The sequence below is a fragment of the Acinetobacter sp. YH01010 genome (assembly GCF_013420775.1).
GTDB classification, from domain to species: Bacteria; Pseudomonadota; Gammaproteobacteria; order Pseudomonadales; family Moraxellaceae; genus Acinetobacter; species Acinetobacter amyesii.
In genome coordinates this window covers 1-15,020 of record NZ_VOYF01000010.1, presented here as the reverse complement: position 1 = coordinate 15,020, position 15,020 = coordinate 1, and the positions used below count along the sequence as shown (strand labels likewise).

Below are 15,020 nucleotides of genomic sequence, written 5' to 3'. Positions count from 1 at the left end.
ATAGCACTAAGACAAATTTTGGAGGAGAATTTTAATGTCAGAAGGTAAACAGATTCAGCGTAGTGTTTTCTTTGTTTCGGATGGTACCGCGATTACCGCAGAAACGCTTGGTCATTCACTGTTAGCCCAGTTCCCTCATGTAGATTTTGACATTCATATTATTCCTTATATTACCTCTGAAGAAGCAGCTACAAATGTGGTTGCAGAGATCAATCTTAGAGCGCAGCAAGACGGTCAAAAGCCTTTGGTGTTTGACACCCTTGTTGACCCGTATGTACGTGACATTATTAATACGGCAGATGCAGTAAATCTTGATGTTTTTGAAGGGCTTATTAGTAAATTATCTGACGAGTTAGGCACAGCTCCTACAACTTTAGTCGGTCAAACCCATGCAGTAACAGATTCTGAGTCTTATAAAGCACGTATTGATGCGGTGCATTTTGCTTTAGATAACGATGATGGGGCACGTACTCGTCATTATGACAAAGCCGACTTAATTTTAATTGGCGTGTCACGTTCGGGTAAAACACCGACTTCCATCTATCTCTCTTTGCAATTTGGTATTCGTGTAGCGAACTATCCGTTGACAGAAGAAGACTTGGATGACAACCGTTTACCTGCAGTTTTACGTGAGCATAAACATAAGTTATTTGGCTTGATGATTGATGCAGAGCGCCTTGTAGCAATTCGTTCAGAGCGTAAGGCCAATAGCCGTTATGCAAGTTTTAGTCAGTGCCAAATGGAACTACGTGCGATTGAAGGTATTTATATTTCTGAAGGAATTAAATACTTAAACGTGTCTGAAATGTCGATTGAAGAAATTTCTACACGTGTTTTACAAATGACCGGACTGAAGCGTCGCATTGGTTAAGTGTAAATTGAGCCACTTTGGTGGCTCTTCTGATGATAATAAATTACTGTATAAATTATATAAAAATAGTATTAATTTCTGGTTTGTCATACTTTTAATGAATGATAAATATTTAAGATATTGATGAAAATTTTCCTCAATATTTAGACTTAAATTTTAAGCAATTTTTGCATTCATTTGTGTACCAGTTCGATGAATTTTTTTGGCTGGAAATTTATAAAATATGGCCAAATTGACAGCACAAATCTTTTATAAAAATCCGTGTTTTGCTGTATTTTTATCTATGAATTAAGCCTGAATAATCCACTTGATATGAGTTGTGTAAATACAAGATTTAGCTGATATGGTTTAATATTTAATCAATTTTTCAAAAATACTGATTTAAATGCTAAAAAAATAGGCAGAAAATAGAATAAAAAATAATCAAACAGTTGCTTTTGGGTGCTAAATATAAAGAAATGGCACCATTTATTTAATTGATGTGAGTGAAAAATATTCAAATTGATAACATTCAGGCTTTAAAAGCTGATATGAAGTAATATTAAAATTGGATTTTTAGCTGTTATTTTCCTATTGAATATAGATTAGAACATAAGTAAATGTTGGCTGAACATGAGCATCGGTATAAATTTTCCAACTTATAGTTAGGGATTAAAAGAGTTGTGTAAGACAAAATTAAGCGACTGAAAATTTATTAGTTTGAAATAAAATTTTCATGAAGAATTGATCATAACTATTCAAAATTGCACGTCTATAAACTCGCTGTAGCTGCTGGTGCAGGTCGGAAGCATGATTTAAGTCTGAGAGCTGAAAAAGCATGTAGCACGATTAAAGCTATTTTCATTTATGGATTTTTAAGAATCCTTAGCCTTATCGAATGAAAGTATCCAATATAGTAGGGGAGCTACCAAAAGCCGCCAGAGATGGCTTTTGGTGTTGTGAGTTTTGATCAATCGGATAAATTATAGTAAATGTTATGTGAAAATCATTTCATTGTAATTACTTTTCTTTAGGCTGGTTAGATTCGCTGCGCACAATGACATCACACTCAAACGTATGCTCATCTAAAGCGGTAATTGAATTATTCTGAATATTCGCAATTGGCCAAGTATTTAAGATGCAGTTGGGCTGCTGTAATGCAGCATAATAATGATCCGATTTTAGGAAGGTTTTGTTCTGAATTGCGGTATTTGGACTGAGTAAATGTCTTAACCAATGGTTCGGCACTTGATCTTCTAAAAAGCGAATCGCCAAAATACTCTTAATACGATTGCTAAATAAACGTCGATTTTTTGCAATCAGTGGGTGCTGGATTAATTTATTCAGTAGACGTTCGGTGCGTGGTAAGACAAATTGCGGTTTGATTTGATAGACCATGATGTTATCTGCAACCTGACATAGATGGTGCAGTTCAGAGACCACATGCTGATCTATCCCAATAATGGCGATTTTTTGCTTCTTAAAGTCATAATCTTTGATCTGTTCTGAACTGATGATCGTTCCACGAAAGTGTTCAAAATCCTCTAGATGATTATTAAAAATATGGTGGGTTGCATCCTGCTTGTTGGCCATATTTATTCCTTGTCTTTTGTTTTTTTAGTTGAGTCTTAGATAGGAATATATTCTGTGATGGGCCAGTCGGGGTAAAGCGTTTTTTCAGTCTGATGAGTCATACAATTTGTCTAGAATTGATTTGCTTGGCCCTTGTCATTTATACATTTCTAGGAGTGAACTGATTTTTTTATGCGTTGTAGTTCATTAACCGCTCAAGCAGATCGATAAAACAATGAGCGACCTGCATGAACAGCTTTTGAGATCTATAAATTTTGTGAGTTTTAAAATGGTTCATCATCTGATGAGTTATAGTCAAGCTGACTCGGGGTTGAATGCTTAAGTTCGGGTTGGTCGGTATGTGTACGTAAATAGTCCATATCACGAATATTTTTTTGTACAGCAACTGCACCAAACAAACTCATTAGGAAAGCCATCATGTAAAACCCTTTTTCACTTAATGCCAGTTCAGCATTCCATAGACCAATGGCAAGAAGTACGAGGCAAATAATGACGGATGCCCAGCACAGTCCAAAGTAGATTGCAGTGACATGCATTCCTTCTAAACGGTCACGAATGATTTTTTGTAGTGAAACCGATGAAAATAATCCATAAAGCAATAAAATGAGATAAAAGCCTTTTTCATTCAGCATCATATTTGCATTGAATAAACCTATGCAAAACACTACAGCGCCTAAAATGAGTGCACACCAACTTGCTGCGATAAATGCGGGTGTGGGTTTATTAATATATTGGCTCATCTGCTTATTTTTCTCTTTGTTTTGCTTATGTTTAATATTTATACAGCAATAAAAATGAGTAAAGCAATTATTTCGTTGAGGCAATGATGGTTTTTAAGTACAGGTTTAGTCGTTGTTAGCCGAAACCATATTATCTGTTGACTGCTATCCGTCTAAAGAGCCACAAAAAATGTAGTCACAATTCTACCTTTAGACGGATTAAACGCTTGGATTAGATCATTAAGTTTAGAGTCTTAAGCGAGATCATTTTTGATTTGCATTAAACGTTCGAAGTTTTCAATGCGCTTATCGGTATCGTAAATGTCACAGGTGAAAATAAATTCATCAACGTCATATTTGGTGAGTAGGTTTTCTAAACCTGCTCGAACGGTTGCATTTGAACCGACTTGTCCCATAGCGTAGAAATTATCTACGGACATCTTTTCTGCAGCAGACCATAGGCCTTGCATACTGTCGACCGGAGCTTTAAGTTTTAAACTTTGACCACGCATTAAACCTAAAACTCGCTGATAAGCACTTGTTGCCAGATATTCTGCTTCTTCATCTGTTTCAGCAACAACCGTTGGTACGCCCATAGAGACATAAGGTTGATCTAAATATTCGGATGCTTGGAAATTTTCACGATAGAGCTGAATTGCTTGTCCAAGCATGCGTGGCGCGAAATGTGAAGCAAATGAATAGGGTAGACCTAAACGTGCAGCGAGTTGTGCACTGAACAGGCTTGAACCTAAAAGCCATACAGGAACATGTGTATTTTGTCCCGGTGTAGCAATGATGCGCTGCTGTGGCTCAGGTGCTTTAAAGTATTGCAATATCTCAAGGACATCTTGTGGAAATTGATCTTCGGTTTCCTGACGGCCACGGCGTAAAGCGCGCATGGTGGTTTGGTCGGTACCTGGTGCCCGACCTAAGCCGAGTTCAATGCGGCCGTGATATAGCGTTTCAAGCGTGCCAAATTGTTCAGCGACAACCAACGGCGCATGGTTAGGCAACATAATCCCGCCTGAACCGAGCTTGATAGATTGTGTATTTGCTAAGAGATAACCGAGTAAAACCGCAGTTGCAGAACTTGCGATGCCGTCCATATTGTGGTGTTCGGCTAACCATAGACGCTCATAGCCAAGTTGTTCTGCTTTCTGTGCTAACTGGAGTGCATGTTTGAGTGAAAATTCGATGGTTTTATCATCTCGAACAGGTGCGAGTTCAAGTATTGAAAATTTTGTATCGGCTAGAGTACGCATGTTTTCTCTCAGAGATCTTTATATCGAAATAATACGATATAAAACGCCTAATGTATATCGAATAAATTCGATATATTGGTTGGGCTGTGTAAAAAGTCAACTTTTGGTATATCTAAACTTTTTTTTATAAACAAAAAAAGCACCCGAAGGTGCTGATTTTTTTCATTGAAATATCTCGATTAACGTTTACCGTTTTTGTACCAACCTAAGTGACGACCATTGTCTCCACGGTAGCCTCGGTCGTTGTAGCTGTAATTATTGGTACGATAGCCACGGTTGTTATAACGACGGTCATAGCGATCATCATAACGACCATTGTAGCGGTCATCATAGCGACGGTCTTCAGACACTTTTTTACCTAGTGCAGAACCACCGGCTGAACCAAGTGCAGCACCGATATAACCACCGTTTGTGCCGCCCATGTTTTTACCTACGGTATAACCACCTGCGCCACCAAGTGCGCCACCAATGATGGCACCATTACGGTCACGTTTGTTCGCCGATGCTGCTGCACCTGCACCGCCACCAATTGCTGAACCAATCATTGCGCCAGTTTGACCGCCAACTTGGTTACCGATTGCTGCACCAACAACACCACCTAAAGCAGATGTTAATGCAGTATTGGTACTATTACCTGCATGTGTTGCAGTCATAGTAAGCGCTGAAGCGGCAATTGCTGCACTGAATAAAATTTTATTAATTTTCATTTTTAAACTCCTTACGAAGCATGATGTTTATCTGTTGATATCAATATATGAAAACACATAGCGAATATTTGGAGCGTGATGTGAAATAAAATACGTGTTCCGTTGCTGCAATGTAAATTTTGCACTTTATTTCTACATGATTGATCACATGGATAGAGTGGATCAACTCTACATATTTGAGGTGCAATAAATAAAATTGTATTTATCATTTGAAAAAAGGCGATACATAAAAAAAGCACCCGAAGGTGCTCTTTTCACGATCCAATACGGACTCACTAATTTTGAATTAGTGACGACGACGGTAACGTTTTTTGTATTTACGTTCTTGGTGTTTGTCGTAAGCTTTATCTTTAGAGATTTTATTACCTAGAGCAGCACCACCAGCAGCACCTAGTGCAGAGCCGATGTAACCACCGTTTGTACCGCCCATGCTTTTACCAACGGTATAACCTGTACCACCACCTAAAGCACCGCCGATAGCAGATTCTGTACGGTTACGTTTATTACTTGCTACCGCAGCACCACCAGCACCACCAAGAGCAGCACCAATTGTAGCGCCGGTATTACCGCCCATGTTTTTACCAATTGCAGTACCTGCAACACTACCTAATGCACTAGCTGCAGCAACGCGTGTTGTACTATCTGCATTTGCAGACACAGTGAACATAGAAGCAGTTGCTAGAGTGGCTGTCATTAAAAGAGTATTCAGTTTCATAGTTCACTCCATGTCCTTCATAAACGCGAGGACTTTTTCATAATCATTTCGATGGCAGTAAATGTAACAAAACTATTCGCTATAAATATGGAGAGCTTTCACTTTATTTAGTGATTTGAGTGTCTAGTTTGTATAAGTTTTATTAATATTGTGAAAAAAATGGTCGAATGCTGAAAATCTGTACGACTTTGTGGAGAAAGGTAGGAGTGATGAATTTCACACTTTAATATTTCGGGTCATCGATAGGCCAAAAAACAATAAATATGTCATTTCAGACCCATTATCGGTACACTAGCGCCATTATTTTGAATTTTGGCATATCCGTGAAAGTTTAGCGGTAGAGCCTGTGTATTGAGATTTTTTGAAAAATGAAAGAATCGTTACGTTTACGATTAGATCAGCTCTCTGACCGTCACGAAGAATTAAATGCATTACTCGCAGATGTAGAAGTCATTTCAGACAATAAACGTTTCCGTCAGTTGTCTCGTGAGCATAGTGATTTATCTGAAATCACTGAAGTTTGGAAAAAATACCGTCAAGCAGAAGAAGATATTGAAACTGCTGAAGTGATGTTGACGGATCCAGATTTCAAAGAAATGGCCGTTGAAGAAATTAAAGAAAATAAAGCTTTGATTGGTCAGCTTGAAGCAGACTTAAACATTCTGATGATTCCAAAAGATCCGAATGATGCGAACTCTGCCTATTTAGAAATCCGTGCCGGAACGGGTGGTGACGAAGCCGCGATTTTCTCTGGTGACTTGTATCGCATGTACAGTAAATATGCTGAATCACAAGGTTGGCGTATTGAAGTGTTGTCTGAAAATGACGGTGAACACGGCGGTTATAAAGAAGTGATTTGCCTCATCAATGGTGAAGGCGTATATGGTCGCTTAAAATTTGAAAGTGGTGCACATCGTGTACAGCGTGTGCCTGCAACTGAGTCTCAAGGTCGTGTTCATACTTCGGCATGTACTGTTGCGATTTTGCCGGAAATTGATGTAGACACTAGTGTTGAAATTAATCCTTCAGAACTACGTATTGATACCTATCGTGCATCTGGTGCGGGTGGTCAGCACATTAACAAAACTGACTCTGCTGTGCGTATTACCCATATTCCAACGGGTACAGTTGTAGAATGTCAGGATGAACGTTCACAGCATAAAAACAAAGCCAAAGCGATGGCGCTATTGGTTTCTCGTTTAGAAAATGCCAAACGCGCAGCAGCAGATGCAGCGACATCTGAAATGCGTCGTGACTTGGTGGGTTCTGGTGACCGTTCTGAGCGTATTCGTACCTATAACTATCCACAAGGTCGTATGACTGATCATCGTATTAACCTAACACTGTATAAGTTAGATGCTGTGATGGAAGGTGATTTGACTGAATTGCTAGATAGTTTGCATCGTGAATATCAAGCCGATCAGTTGGCGTTATTAGCACAGCAGAATGGTGGCTAATGAATATTGCACAGGCTTTGGCCTATCGTGGTGAACCTGAAAGTTATGAACGTCAGGAAAATGCGTGGTTGTTAGAGCATATCACCAAGATTGATTCTTTTGATTTAATCATGAAAAAGGATCAAGAATTAACAGCTGAGCAAGAACAACAATATGTCGCATCACTTGCACGTATTGCAGCAGGTGAGCCTTTGGCATATGTCACAGGTTCTCAGCCATTTTGGACGCTAGACTTAAAAGTGACTAAAGATACTTTGGTTCCACGTCCTGATACGGAAGTACTCGTTGAAACTGTACTCCGTTTAGAACTTCCTGAAGATGCTCGTGTGGTCGATTTAGGAACAGGAACTGGTGCTGTAGCCTTGTCATTAGCCAGTGAACGTCCAGATTGGTCAATTGTAGCTTCGGATATTTACGAACCTACCTTGGAAGTTGCTGAGTTTAATGCCAAAAAGCATGATCTTGAACATGTGCAGTTTGTCTTAGGTTCTTGGTTGAAACCCTTTGGTCGTGCTTTCTTTGATGTAATTGTGTCAAATCCGCCGTATATCGATGCTGATGATGTACACATGAAAGATTTGGCGACAGAGCCTGAACGTGCTTTGGTTGCGGACAATCATGGGCTTGCAGATATTGAGCAAATCATTCTTCAAGCTAAAAAACATTTAACCGTGAATGGTTGGGTGGTGCTCGAACATGGCTATGACCAAGGTGAATCGGTCAGACATTTGTTCTTGCAGGCTGGATATCGAAATGTTCGGACTATAAAAGATTATGGCGGTAATGACCGTGTCAGCTTAGGTCAGTGGCAACATTGATTTAGTGTTAGATAAATAGTCAAAAATAAAGCGCATTGAATGCGCTTTATTTTTATATTCGATCAATGCTTACATTGGGTAGTCTTGTAAGCTATCGAAAACTTCAACTTGTTCTAAAGCTGCTGTTTCTACTGCAAGACAGTAAGCAATAATTTTTGCAGTTGCATTCACTAAATTTTCATCTTTTAGATTTGCACCTGCTTGAATTGCTTCAATGTCATCTGCTTGGATATCCAGTGCATGAGCAACTTCAACTGCATTTTCAGTGCTAAAAAATTGTGAGATCAAATTTTGCAAATCGATATCTGCGACAGTTTTAAGCTGTTCATGAAACAGTTCATCAATTGCGTCAATCTGAGTGAAAAGAGAATCTGAAAAGTTTTGAACAAGTTGTTGTTCAAGAACATCAATCATCTTAAGCATAGGAAAGCCTTTCAAGGAGATGCAGGAGAATTGGAATATAAATAAGCAAAGTGCTTTAAATTGAGTGAAAAATAACCTAATTAGACTAAAGTAGCAATCGTTCAAGGATGAATGGTCAGTCTATTTATTGAATATTTTTAAGTTATTGATTTTCTATTAATTAGATGAATATTCAATTTATAAATAGCGAATATCAAATTTTAGGCCTTGAATTCAGGCGCATTATTTTGTCGATACGCACCGGGACTGACACCTGTCCATTTTTTAAAAGCCCGATGAAAAGCACTCGGATCATGAAAATTTAGTTCTTCACTGATATCTTGTAAGCTTTTATCGGTATGGGTTAAAAAATCGATGGCAGTATCACGTCGGATATCATTTTTGAGTTGTTGATAACTCACACCTTCACTTTTAAGACGGCGATGCATCGTGGCTTCCGACATATTCATTTTGACTGCCAACTCATAAAACTCTAACCATTCGGCAGGAGAAACGTCTAAGAGTTGTTTGCGAATTTGGCTGCTAAGTGCATACGGGTTTTTAAAACGAACCAAGAGGTTTTCAGGCGTTTGTTGTAGGAATTGATACCAGGAACGTGTGTCTTGTTTGATGGGAAGGCTTAAATAACTGGCATCGAGCTGTATATAGTTTTGACTGGCTTGGTAATGAATATTTTCGCAGAAGCGAACTTTATAGTCGTGATCATCAAGCGGTGCATCACATTTAAATTGGATTTGGTTTAATAAAATCCGTTGACCACTTAGCCAGCACAGTAGCGTGTGGATGAGCATTAAATATGTGGCATAGCTGAACATGCGTTTAGGCGCATGTTGGTCATAGATCACGATATAAGCAAAGTGATCTTCAATGGTTAAATCGCTATGTAAGTCATCTAAAACCAGATTTAAAAATTGTAGGATTTGCTTGAGTGCATCACCCAATGTGCTGTTATGCATGACCATTTTCGACAGTAGCTTAAAACTACCACGTCGCATAGCATGCCGATCCATGCCAAAAAATTCATCATCCATCACATCTGCAAGATGAGTCCATAAAGCCGCATATTGTGAAACGGAAACTCTGGTTTTACTCGATAGCAGTAACTCTGAGGGTATACCAGACTTTTGTAAAATAGCAGAAATATCAAAGTGCTTTTTTTGCGCATCGTGTAATGCTTCATGCACCAAGTCGATAGAAATCGTCCCTTTGCTGTATTCGAGTCCATGCTTCGGCATATGTGCGGATAGGTCCTTGTTCAGAATTGTCCAAATACATCAGAAAAGATGCAACATTTGGAAATTGTACTGAATAAATTCTCTGTTTACTCTGCATCTTAAGTCGAATTTAAAACAAGACATCGTAAATAGGGAAATGCTATGGACATTAAAGGAAAAGTTTTTGTTGTGACAGGTGGTGCATCAGGACTAGGCGCTGCGACAGCAACACATCTGATTGGCTTGGGTGCCAAAGTGATTATTGTGGATATGAATCATGAGCATGGCGAAGCGATGCAACGTCAACTAGGTGATCATGCCAAATTTGTTCAATTGGATGTCACTGATGAACAAGCGGTCGGCGCTTTCTTTGCACAAGTTGAAGCTGAATTTGGTCAACTCAATGGCTTAGTGAACTGTGCAGGTATCGCACCCTCTGCAAAAGTTTTAGGGCGTGACGGATTACATGATTTGGCGATGTTCCAAAAAGTATTAAATATTAATGTTTCAGGTACATTCAACATGCTGCGCTATGCGGCACAACTGATTGCTAAATATGAATTAAAAGCAGGTGAAGAAGAGCGTGGCGTGATTGTGAATACGGCGTCGGTTGCAGCTTTTGATGGTCAAATTGGTCAGTCGGCTTATGCAGCATCTAAAGGGGCAGTGGTTGCAATGACATTACCTCTTGCACGTGAGCTTGCACGTGAGTCGATTCGTGTGATGACCATTGCTCCGGGCATTATGGAAACGCCGATGCTCAAAGGCTTGGCACAAAATGTACAAGATGCTTTGGGGCAAATGGTGCCTTTCCCACCACGCTTAGCAAAACCACAAGAGTTTGCAAAATTAGTGACGCATATTTTTGAAAACGCTTATCTCAATGGCGAAGTGATACGTCTTGATGGCGCGATTCGTATGCAGCCTAAATAGTTATTTATTAAAACTGCTTATTCAGGCTTCTACGACGGAGTCTTATCGAGAATAACTTCGTTGACAGTAGCTCATCTCATTACTTTTGTTTCGGCAAAAGTAACCAAAACCATTGTCATTTGCAAAACTCGTCATCAAGTATTTATTGATTTATAGGTCGCAGAAACATTTGAGATTAATGGCGTCCTGCCTCAGACAGTTGCAAATGACGTCGTCGTGTATCCAACTTTGCTTTATACAGCCAAAGTATTTTTAATTCCGCAGTTATCCAAAAATTAAAGCTATACACGCTATAAAAGATTTAGAAAAGGAAGTCTCATGATTTTAAATGATGAACAAAAAATGGTTCAGGACATGATGCGAAGTTATTCGCAAGAAAAACTGAAACCGACGGCAGCAGAGCGTGACAAAACGGCATCATTTCCTGCACAAGAGCTAAAGGAACTTGGTGAGCTGGGTGCTTTAGGCATGACGGTTTCGGACGAATGGGGTGGTGCAGGTTTAGACTATGTGTCTTTGGTTGTTGCCTTAGAGGAAATTGCTGCAGGTGATGGTGCGATTTCGACAATTGTCAGCGTACAAAACTCACTGCCATGTGGCATTACGCAGCGTTATGGTACAGAAGCACAAAAAGAAAAATACTTAAAAAAATTAGCCACTGGCGAATGGTTAGGTTGTTTTTGCCTAACAGAACCACAAGTGGGTTCAGATGCGAGCGCACTGGAATGCAAAGCGGAGCGTGATGGTGACGAGTGGGTATTAAATGGCACCAAGCAATTTATTACCACAGGAAAACATGCCCAAGTAGCCTTGGTTTTTGCGGTAACGGACAAGTCTGCAGGTAAAAAAGGGATTTCGTGCTTTTTAGTGCCGACGGATGCACCAGGTTATATCGTATCGCGATTAGAAGAAAAAATGGGTCAGCATTGTTCCGATACAGCAACTATTGTTTTAGATCACTGTCGTATTCCTGCAGACAGTCTCTTAGGCCAAGAGGGTGAAGGTTATAAAATTGCCTTATCAAACCTAGAGTCAGGTCGAATTGGTATTGCAGCGCAGTCTGTGGGTATGGCACGAGCAGCATTAGATGCTGCCGTTGAATATGCCAATGAACGCAAGGCATTTGGGGTGGAGATTGTACAGCATCAGGCCGTGGCATTTCGCCTAGCAGATATGGCCACCCAAATTGAGGCAGCACGCCAATTGATCTTCCATGCAGCGACGTTAAAAGATGCCGGTTTTCCATGTTTAAAAGAAGCCTCAATGGCGAAACTTTTTGCATCGACGATGGCTGAACGTGTGTGTTCAGATGCCATTCAAATCCATGGGGGCTACGGTTATGTATCTGATTTTCCAGTAGAACGAATATATCGTGATGTGCGTGTCAGTCAAATTTATGAAGGTGCATCGGACATTCAGCGGCTGGTGATAGCACGTGAAGTAACCAAAAGATAGCTGATTAAAAAATAGACTTTAGTCGATGTTCAAACCCTGCAATGGCGTTGATGGTTATGGAAATTGCAGGAGATATCCAAACATGGTTATCTAGGTATAGACAGTCTAAGAATAGGTAATTTACGAATAGATAGTTTAACAAAGTATAAGTTACAAAACTAAAAACCGACATTGCAATCGGTGTATGGAATAGCAGTAAAAGCGAACGTGGCAAAGGAATCGTCACGGATACGCAGCGGTATAACAACAAGATCAATAAACCTCAAAGTATTGCACTTTGAATCATAGAGAACAGGATAGGAATTGTCGTCATGAAGACACTAGAACAAGCATATCGTGATTTTAATTTTGAAAAGATTGTTACAGAACAATTGGTCGGTACGCCAAGTTCAATCAATGCTTATGATGAATGTTGTGGGCGCTATGTTGGGCAAAATAGAACTGCGCTGATCTGGGAAAGTAAAAATAGTGAATCTGAGCAATGGACTTTTGAGCAATTAGATTTAGCTTCTGCACAATTGGCGAATTATTATCAGCGCATTGGACTGAAAGCAGGTGATTGCATTGCAGGTCTATTACCACGCACAGCAGAGTTGTTGATTACTATTTTGGCAACATGGCGTATAGGGGCAATTTATCAGCCGTTGTTTACGGCATTTGAGTCTAAAGCGATTGAACATCGGGTGCAAACTGCGGGAACAAAGCTGATTGTAACCAACACTGAGCAACGCTCAAAACTCAATCATATTGATTTACCACATATTTTAACCGTGCATGCCGATCAAGCAATTCAGACAGATCCTGACTTTTGGTCAGAGCTGCAACTTCATGACACCACGTTTAACTCAGTACCCCGTTCTTTTGATGATGAATTTTTAATGATGTTTACTTCAGGGACGACGGGTTTAGCCAAGTCTGTACCTGTGCCACACAAAGCGTTGTTGGCATTTAAAGGGTATATGGCACATGCGGTTGATTTGCGTGATGAAGATTCATTTTGGAATTTGGCAGATCCGGGTTGGGCTTATGGTTTGTACTATGGAATTGCAGGGCCTTTAAGTTTGGGGCACAGCATTATTATGGATGAACGGGCTTTTAGTGTAGATCATGCACTTCAAGTCATCAAAAAATATAAAGTCAGCAATCTGACCGGTTCACCAACGGCATTTCGTATGTTCTTTGGTTTTAAAGAAAAATTTGATGAATCAATAAAATCACATTTACGGGTTGTGAGTAGTGCAGGCGAGCCGTTAACGCCCGAAGTAATTCAATGGTTTAATCATGACTTAAACGTCAATATTTATGACCAATATGGACAAACAGAACTTGGAATGGTGATTGCAAATCATCATGCTTTAGAACACTACAAAAAAGTGGGTTCAGCCGGTTTTGCTATACCGGGACATCGTTTCGCGGTGCTTAATAAAGACCATCAAGAAATTGAACGCGGTGGCATTGGAACATTGGCATTAGACTGGTCGCAATCACCACTCATGTGGTTCACAGGCTATGGTGGCAATAACCGTAAAGCCTTTGTCGGGAACTACTATTTAACTGGTGATACTGTTCGTTTAAACGAAGAAGGCGGCATTGATTTTGTAGGACGTGCTGACGATGTCATTACAACATCAGGCTATCGTGTAGGACCTTTCGATGTGGAAAGTACATTATTAGAGTGCGAAGAGGTTTTAGAATCGGCAGTTGTCGGTAAGCCTGATCCTGAGCGTACAGAATTGGTCAAAGCTTTTGTGGTATTGAAACCACAATATCAAGCAAGTTCAGAACTCATGGACAAGCTACAAGCTTATGTACGATCTCGTTTATCCAAGCATGCTTATCCAAAAGAAATTGAATTTGTAGATGGGTTGCCTAAAACATCGAGTGGAAAAATCCAACGTAATCTGTTGAAGCAACAAGAAGTGGCCAAAGCTCAATTAATTCAAAAGGTCAGTTGAGTCAATTTATATACGCAAGAAAGGCTGCATGATGCAGCCTTTTTTAAATTGATGTTTGAGCTGGTGAAACCATTCATTCGAGATCATATATGTATTTGACTAACTATGGGACAATCCAAATTAACCTAAAATTAAAGCATTCATTCAAATCAATAAAATCATTTATTTTAAGTTCAGGGTATTATGTTCAGTATCAAGTTCTTGAGTTTTACCCGTTAAATTGCCCTTCAAAACTTTGAATAAATGGGTGACTTTATTGTCTTTGACATTCCAAAATTCTGCACTAATAGCATTAGCTATCAAAACGCGAACAGTAGGATCAGTCTTGCCATCGAACCAGTTTTCAGCCCAAGGATTCCATAATTTATCGATTAGGGCCGCATCTGTACTGATTTCTCCATGAGCACTAATTGATACATAAATATCGTCTGAAGATTTAGCGAATGCTAATCCAAGATGATTACGACCTGCATTGACTGCCTCTACAAGGTCATTATTTTCTTTCATAAGAAAATAGATATTTTCATGCTCATTCATCTTATCAGAATTAAGCATGGTCATGGGTTGAGAATGAATTTCTTGCTTGTCAGTAACATGGCTAATCATGGTGAAACGCACGTCTTTAATGAGTTCCCATAATTTTTGTCGCTGATCTTGTTCAACGTATTCTTGTGACATTTTATTCTCCACTTTTAAGTAATCACTTTGGGGTAAAGGGGTAAATATGACTGAGCACAAAGTATTTGAATAATGTGTGTTAGCTCATAAGTTTATCTAACATATTGTGTCAGCAATAGATTTCTTTCATAAGTCATTTTTCACTCAGCTCCAAGTTATAAATTCCAGCAATTAGATTGAATCTTAATGCTAGTCTTTTGCCTCGATTGCGATATCGCTCAGCAAGAATTTTGAAGGTTTT

General features: G+C 39.4%; 14 protein-coding genes and 1 pseudogene. 6 read left to right on the top strand and 9 right to left on the bottom strand.

The annotated features are described in order from the left end of the window. The first annotated feature begins 34 nt into the window (after positions 1 to 34). On the top strand, positions 35 to 871 hold the full coding sequence (locus FTT77_RS10240; RefSeq protein ID WP_168377735.1) for a pyruvate, water dikinase regulatory protein: 837 nt from the start codon (positions 35 to 37) through the stop codon (positions 869 to 871). Positions 872 to 1,870: 999 nt separating this feature from the next. Here FTT77_RS10240 and FTT77_RS10235 read toward each other — a convergent pair. From FTT77_RS10235 to FTT77_RS10215, 5 genes are all read right to left on the bottom strand, one after another. Then, positions 1,871 to 2,443, bottom strand: a complete 573-nt coding sequence (locus tag FTT77_RS10235) for a flavoprotein (protein ID WP_180109240.1) — start codon at positions 2,441 to 2,443, stop codon at positions 1,871 to 1,873. 263 nt (positions 2,444 to 2,706) lie between these two features. Beyond that, positions 2,707 to 3,183 carry an inner membrane protein YiaA gene (gene yiaA / locus FTT77_RS10230; protein ID WP_180109241.1) on the bottom strand — a complete coding sequence of 159 codons (477 nt, stop codon included), beginning with the start codon at positions 3,181 to 3,183 and terminating at the stop codon, positions 2,707 to 2,709. Between the two features lie 233 nt (positions 3,184 to 3,416). Beyond that, positions 3,417 to 4,424 (bottom strand): LLM class flavin-dependent oxidoreductase, encoded by a 1,008-nt coding sequence (locus FTT77_RS10225; protein ID WP_180007914.1) that lies wholly within the window; start codon positions 4,422 to 4,424, stop codon positions 3,417 to 3,419. Positions 4,425 to 4,603: 179 nt separating this feature from the next. Then, positions 4,604 to 5,131, bottom strand: a complete 528-nt coding sequence (locus tag FTT77_RS10220) for a hypothetical protein (RefSeq protein ID WP_168377731.1) — start codon at positions 5,129 to 5,131, stop codon at positions 4,604 to 4,606. 286 nt (positions 5,132 to 5,417) lie between these two features. Continuing rightward, a complete protein-coding gene (locus FTT77_RS10215) occupies positions 5,418 to 5,846 on the bottom strand; it encodes a glycine zipper domain-containing protein (protein WP_078193959.1) in 429 nt (142 codons plus the stop codon). A gap of 368 nt (positions 5,847 to 6,214) precedes the next feature. On the opposite strand from FTT77_RS10215, the gene prfA reads away from it, so the two are divergent. Both prfA and prmC read left to right on the top strand, forming a co-directional pair. After that, a complete protein-coding gene (prfA, locus tag FTT77_RS10210) occupies positions 6,215 to 7,303 on the top strand; it encodes a peptide chain release factor 1 (RefSeq protein WP_180051129.1) in 1,089 nt (362 codons plus the stop codon). Then, positions 7,303 to 8,121 carry a peptide chain release factor N(5)-glutamine methyltransferase gene (gene prmC / locus FTT77_RS10205; protein WP_180109242.1) on the top strand — a complete coding sequence of 273 codons (819 nt, stop codon included), beginning with the start codon at positions 7,303 to 7,305 and terminating at the stop codon, positions 8,119 to 8,121. The genes prfA and prmC overlap by 1 nt, the downstream gene beginning before the upstream one ends. 69 nt (positions 8,122 to 8,190) lie before the next feature. On the opposite strand, the gene FTT77_RS10200 is transcribed toward prmC, so the two are convergent. Both FTT77_RS10200 and FTT77_RS10195 read right to left on the bottom strand, forming a co-directional pair. Next, positions 8,191 to 8,544 (bottom strand): hypothetical protein, encoded by a 354-nt coding sequence (locus tag FTT77_RS10200; protein ID WP_078188566.1) that lies wholly within the window; start codon positions 8,542 to 8,544, stop codon positions 8,191 to 8,193. Positions 8,545 to 8,744: 200 nt separating this feature from the next. Beyond that, positions 8,745 to 9,779, bottom strand: a complete 1,035-nt coding sequence (locus FTT77_RS10195) for an AraC family transcriptional regulator (protein WP_180088166.1) — start codon at positions 9,777 to 9,779, stop codon at positions 8,745 to 8,747. Between the two features lie 141 nt (positions 9,780 to 9,920). On the opposite strand from FTT77_RS10195, the gene FTT77_RS10190 reads away from it, so the two are divergent. From FTT77_RS10190 to FTT77_RS10180, 3 genes are all read left to right on the top strand, one after another. Then, positions 9,921 to 10,691: a 3-hydroxyacyl-CoA dehydrogenase gene (locus tag FTT77_RS10190; protein ID WP_078188564.1), complete on the top strand. Its 771-nt coding sequence runs from the start codon at positions 9,921 to 9,923 to the stop codon at positions 10,689 to 10,691. 318 nt (positions 10,692 to 11,009) lie between these two features. Then, a complete protein-coding gene (locus FTT77_RS10185) occupies positions 11,010 to 12,146 on the top strand; it encodes an acyl-CoA dehydrogenase family protein (RefSeq protein ID WP_180073990.1) in 1,137 nt (378 codons plus the stop codon). Between the two features lie 311 nt (positions 12,147 to 12,457). Next, a complete protein-coding gene (locus FTT77_RS10180) occupies positions 12,458 to 14,101 on the top strand; it encodes an AMP-binding protein (RefSeq protein WP_180073989.1) in 1,644 nt (547 codons plus the stop codon). Positions 14,102 to 14,263: 162 nt separating this feature from the next. Here the strand turns inward: FTT77_RS10180 and FTT77_RS10175 are convergent, their stop codons facing one another. Further along, positions 14,264 to 14,779: a pyridoxamine 5'-phosphate oxidase family protein gene (locus FTT77_RS10175; protein ID WP_180026408.1), complete on the bottom strand. Its 516-nt coding sequence runs from the start codon at positions 14,777 to 14,779 to the stop codon at positions 14,264 to 14,266. Positions 14,780 to 14,912: 133 nt separating this feature from the next. Next, positions 14,913 to 15,020, bottom strand: a pseudogene (locus FTT77_RS10170) (IS5/IS1182 family transposase); the annotation flags it as partial.

Excerpts from the sequence above, each read along its gene's own strand:
- FTT77_RS10240 (WP_168377735.1), top strand. The coding sequence starts at position 35 with ATGTCAGAAGGTAAACAGATTCAGCGTAGTGTTTTCTTTGTTTCGGAT.
- FTT77_RS10235 (WP_180109240.1), bottom strand. The coding sequence starts at position 2,443 with ATGGCCAACAAGCAGGATGCAACCCACCATATTTTTAATAATCATCTA.
- yiaA (WP_180109241.1), bottom strand. The coding sequence starts at position 3,183 with ATGAGCCAATATATTAATAAACCCACACCCGCATTTATCGCAGCAAGT.
- FTT77_RS10225 (WP_180007914.1), bottom strand. The coding sequence starts at position 4,424 with ATGCGTACTCTAGCCGATACAAAATTTTCAATACTTGAACTCGCACCT.
- FTT77_RS10220 (WP_168377731.1), bottom strand. The coding sequence starts at position 5,131 with ATGAAAATTAATAAAATTTTATTCAGTGCAGCAATTGCCGCTTCAGCG.
- FTT77_RS10215 (WP_078193959.1), bottom strand. The coding sequence starts at position 5,846 with ATGAAACTGAATACTCTTTTAATGACAGCCACTCTAGCAACTGCTTCT.
- prfA (WP_180051129.1), top strand. The coding sequence starts at position 6,215 with ATGAAAGAATCGTTACGTTTACGATTAGATCAGCTCTCTGACCGTCAC.
- prmC (WP_180109242.1), top strand. The coding sequence starts at position 7,303 with ATGAATATTGCACAGGCTTTGGCCTATCGTGGTGAACCTGAAAGTTAT.
- FTT77_RS10200 (WP_078188566.1), bottom strand. The coding sequence starts at position 8,544 with ATGCTTAAGATGATTGATGTTCTTGAACAACAACTTGTTCAAAACTTT.
- FTT77_RS10195 (WP_180088166.1), bottom strand. The coding sequence starts at position 9,779 with ATGCCGAAGCATGGACTCGAATACAGCAAAGGGACGATTTCTATCGAC.
- FTT77_RS10190 (WP_078188564.1), top strand. The coding sequence starts at position 9,921 with ATGGACATTAAAGGAAAAGTTTTTGTTGTGACAGGTGGTGCATCAGGA.
- FTT77_RS10185 (WP_180073990.1), top strand. The coding sequence starts at position 11,010 with ATGATTTTAAATGATGAACAAAAAATGGTTCAGGACATGATGCGAAGT.
- FTT77_RS10180 (WP_180073989.1), top strand. The coding sequence starts at position 12,458 with ATGAAGACACTAGAACAAGCATATCGTGATTTTAATTTTGAAAAGATT.
- FTT77_RS10175 (WP_180026408.1), bottom strand. The coding sequence starts at position 14,779 with ATGTCACAAGAATACGTTGAACAAGATCAGCGACAAAAATTATGGGAA.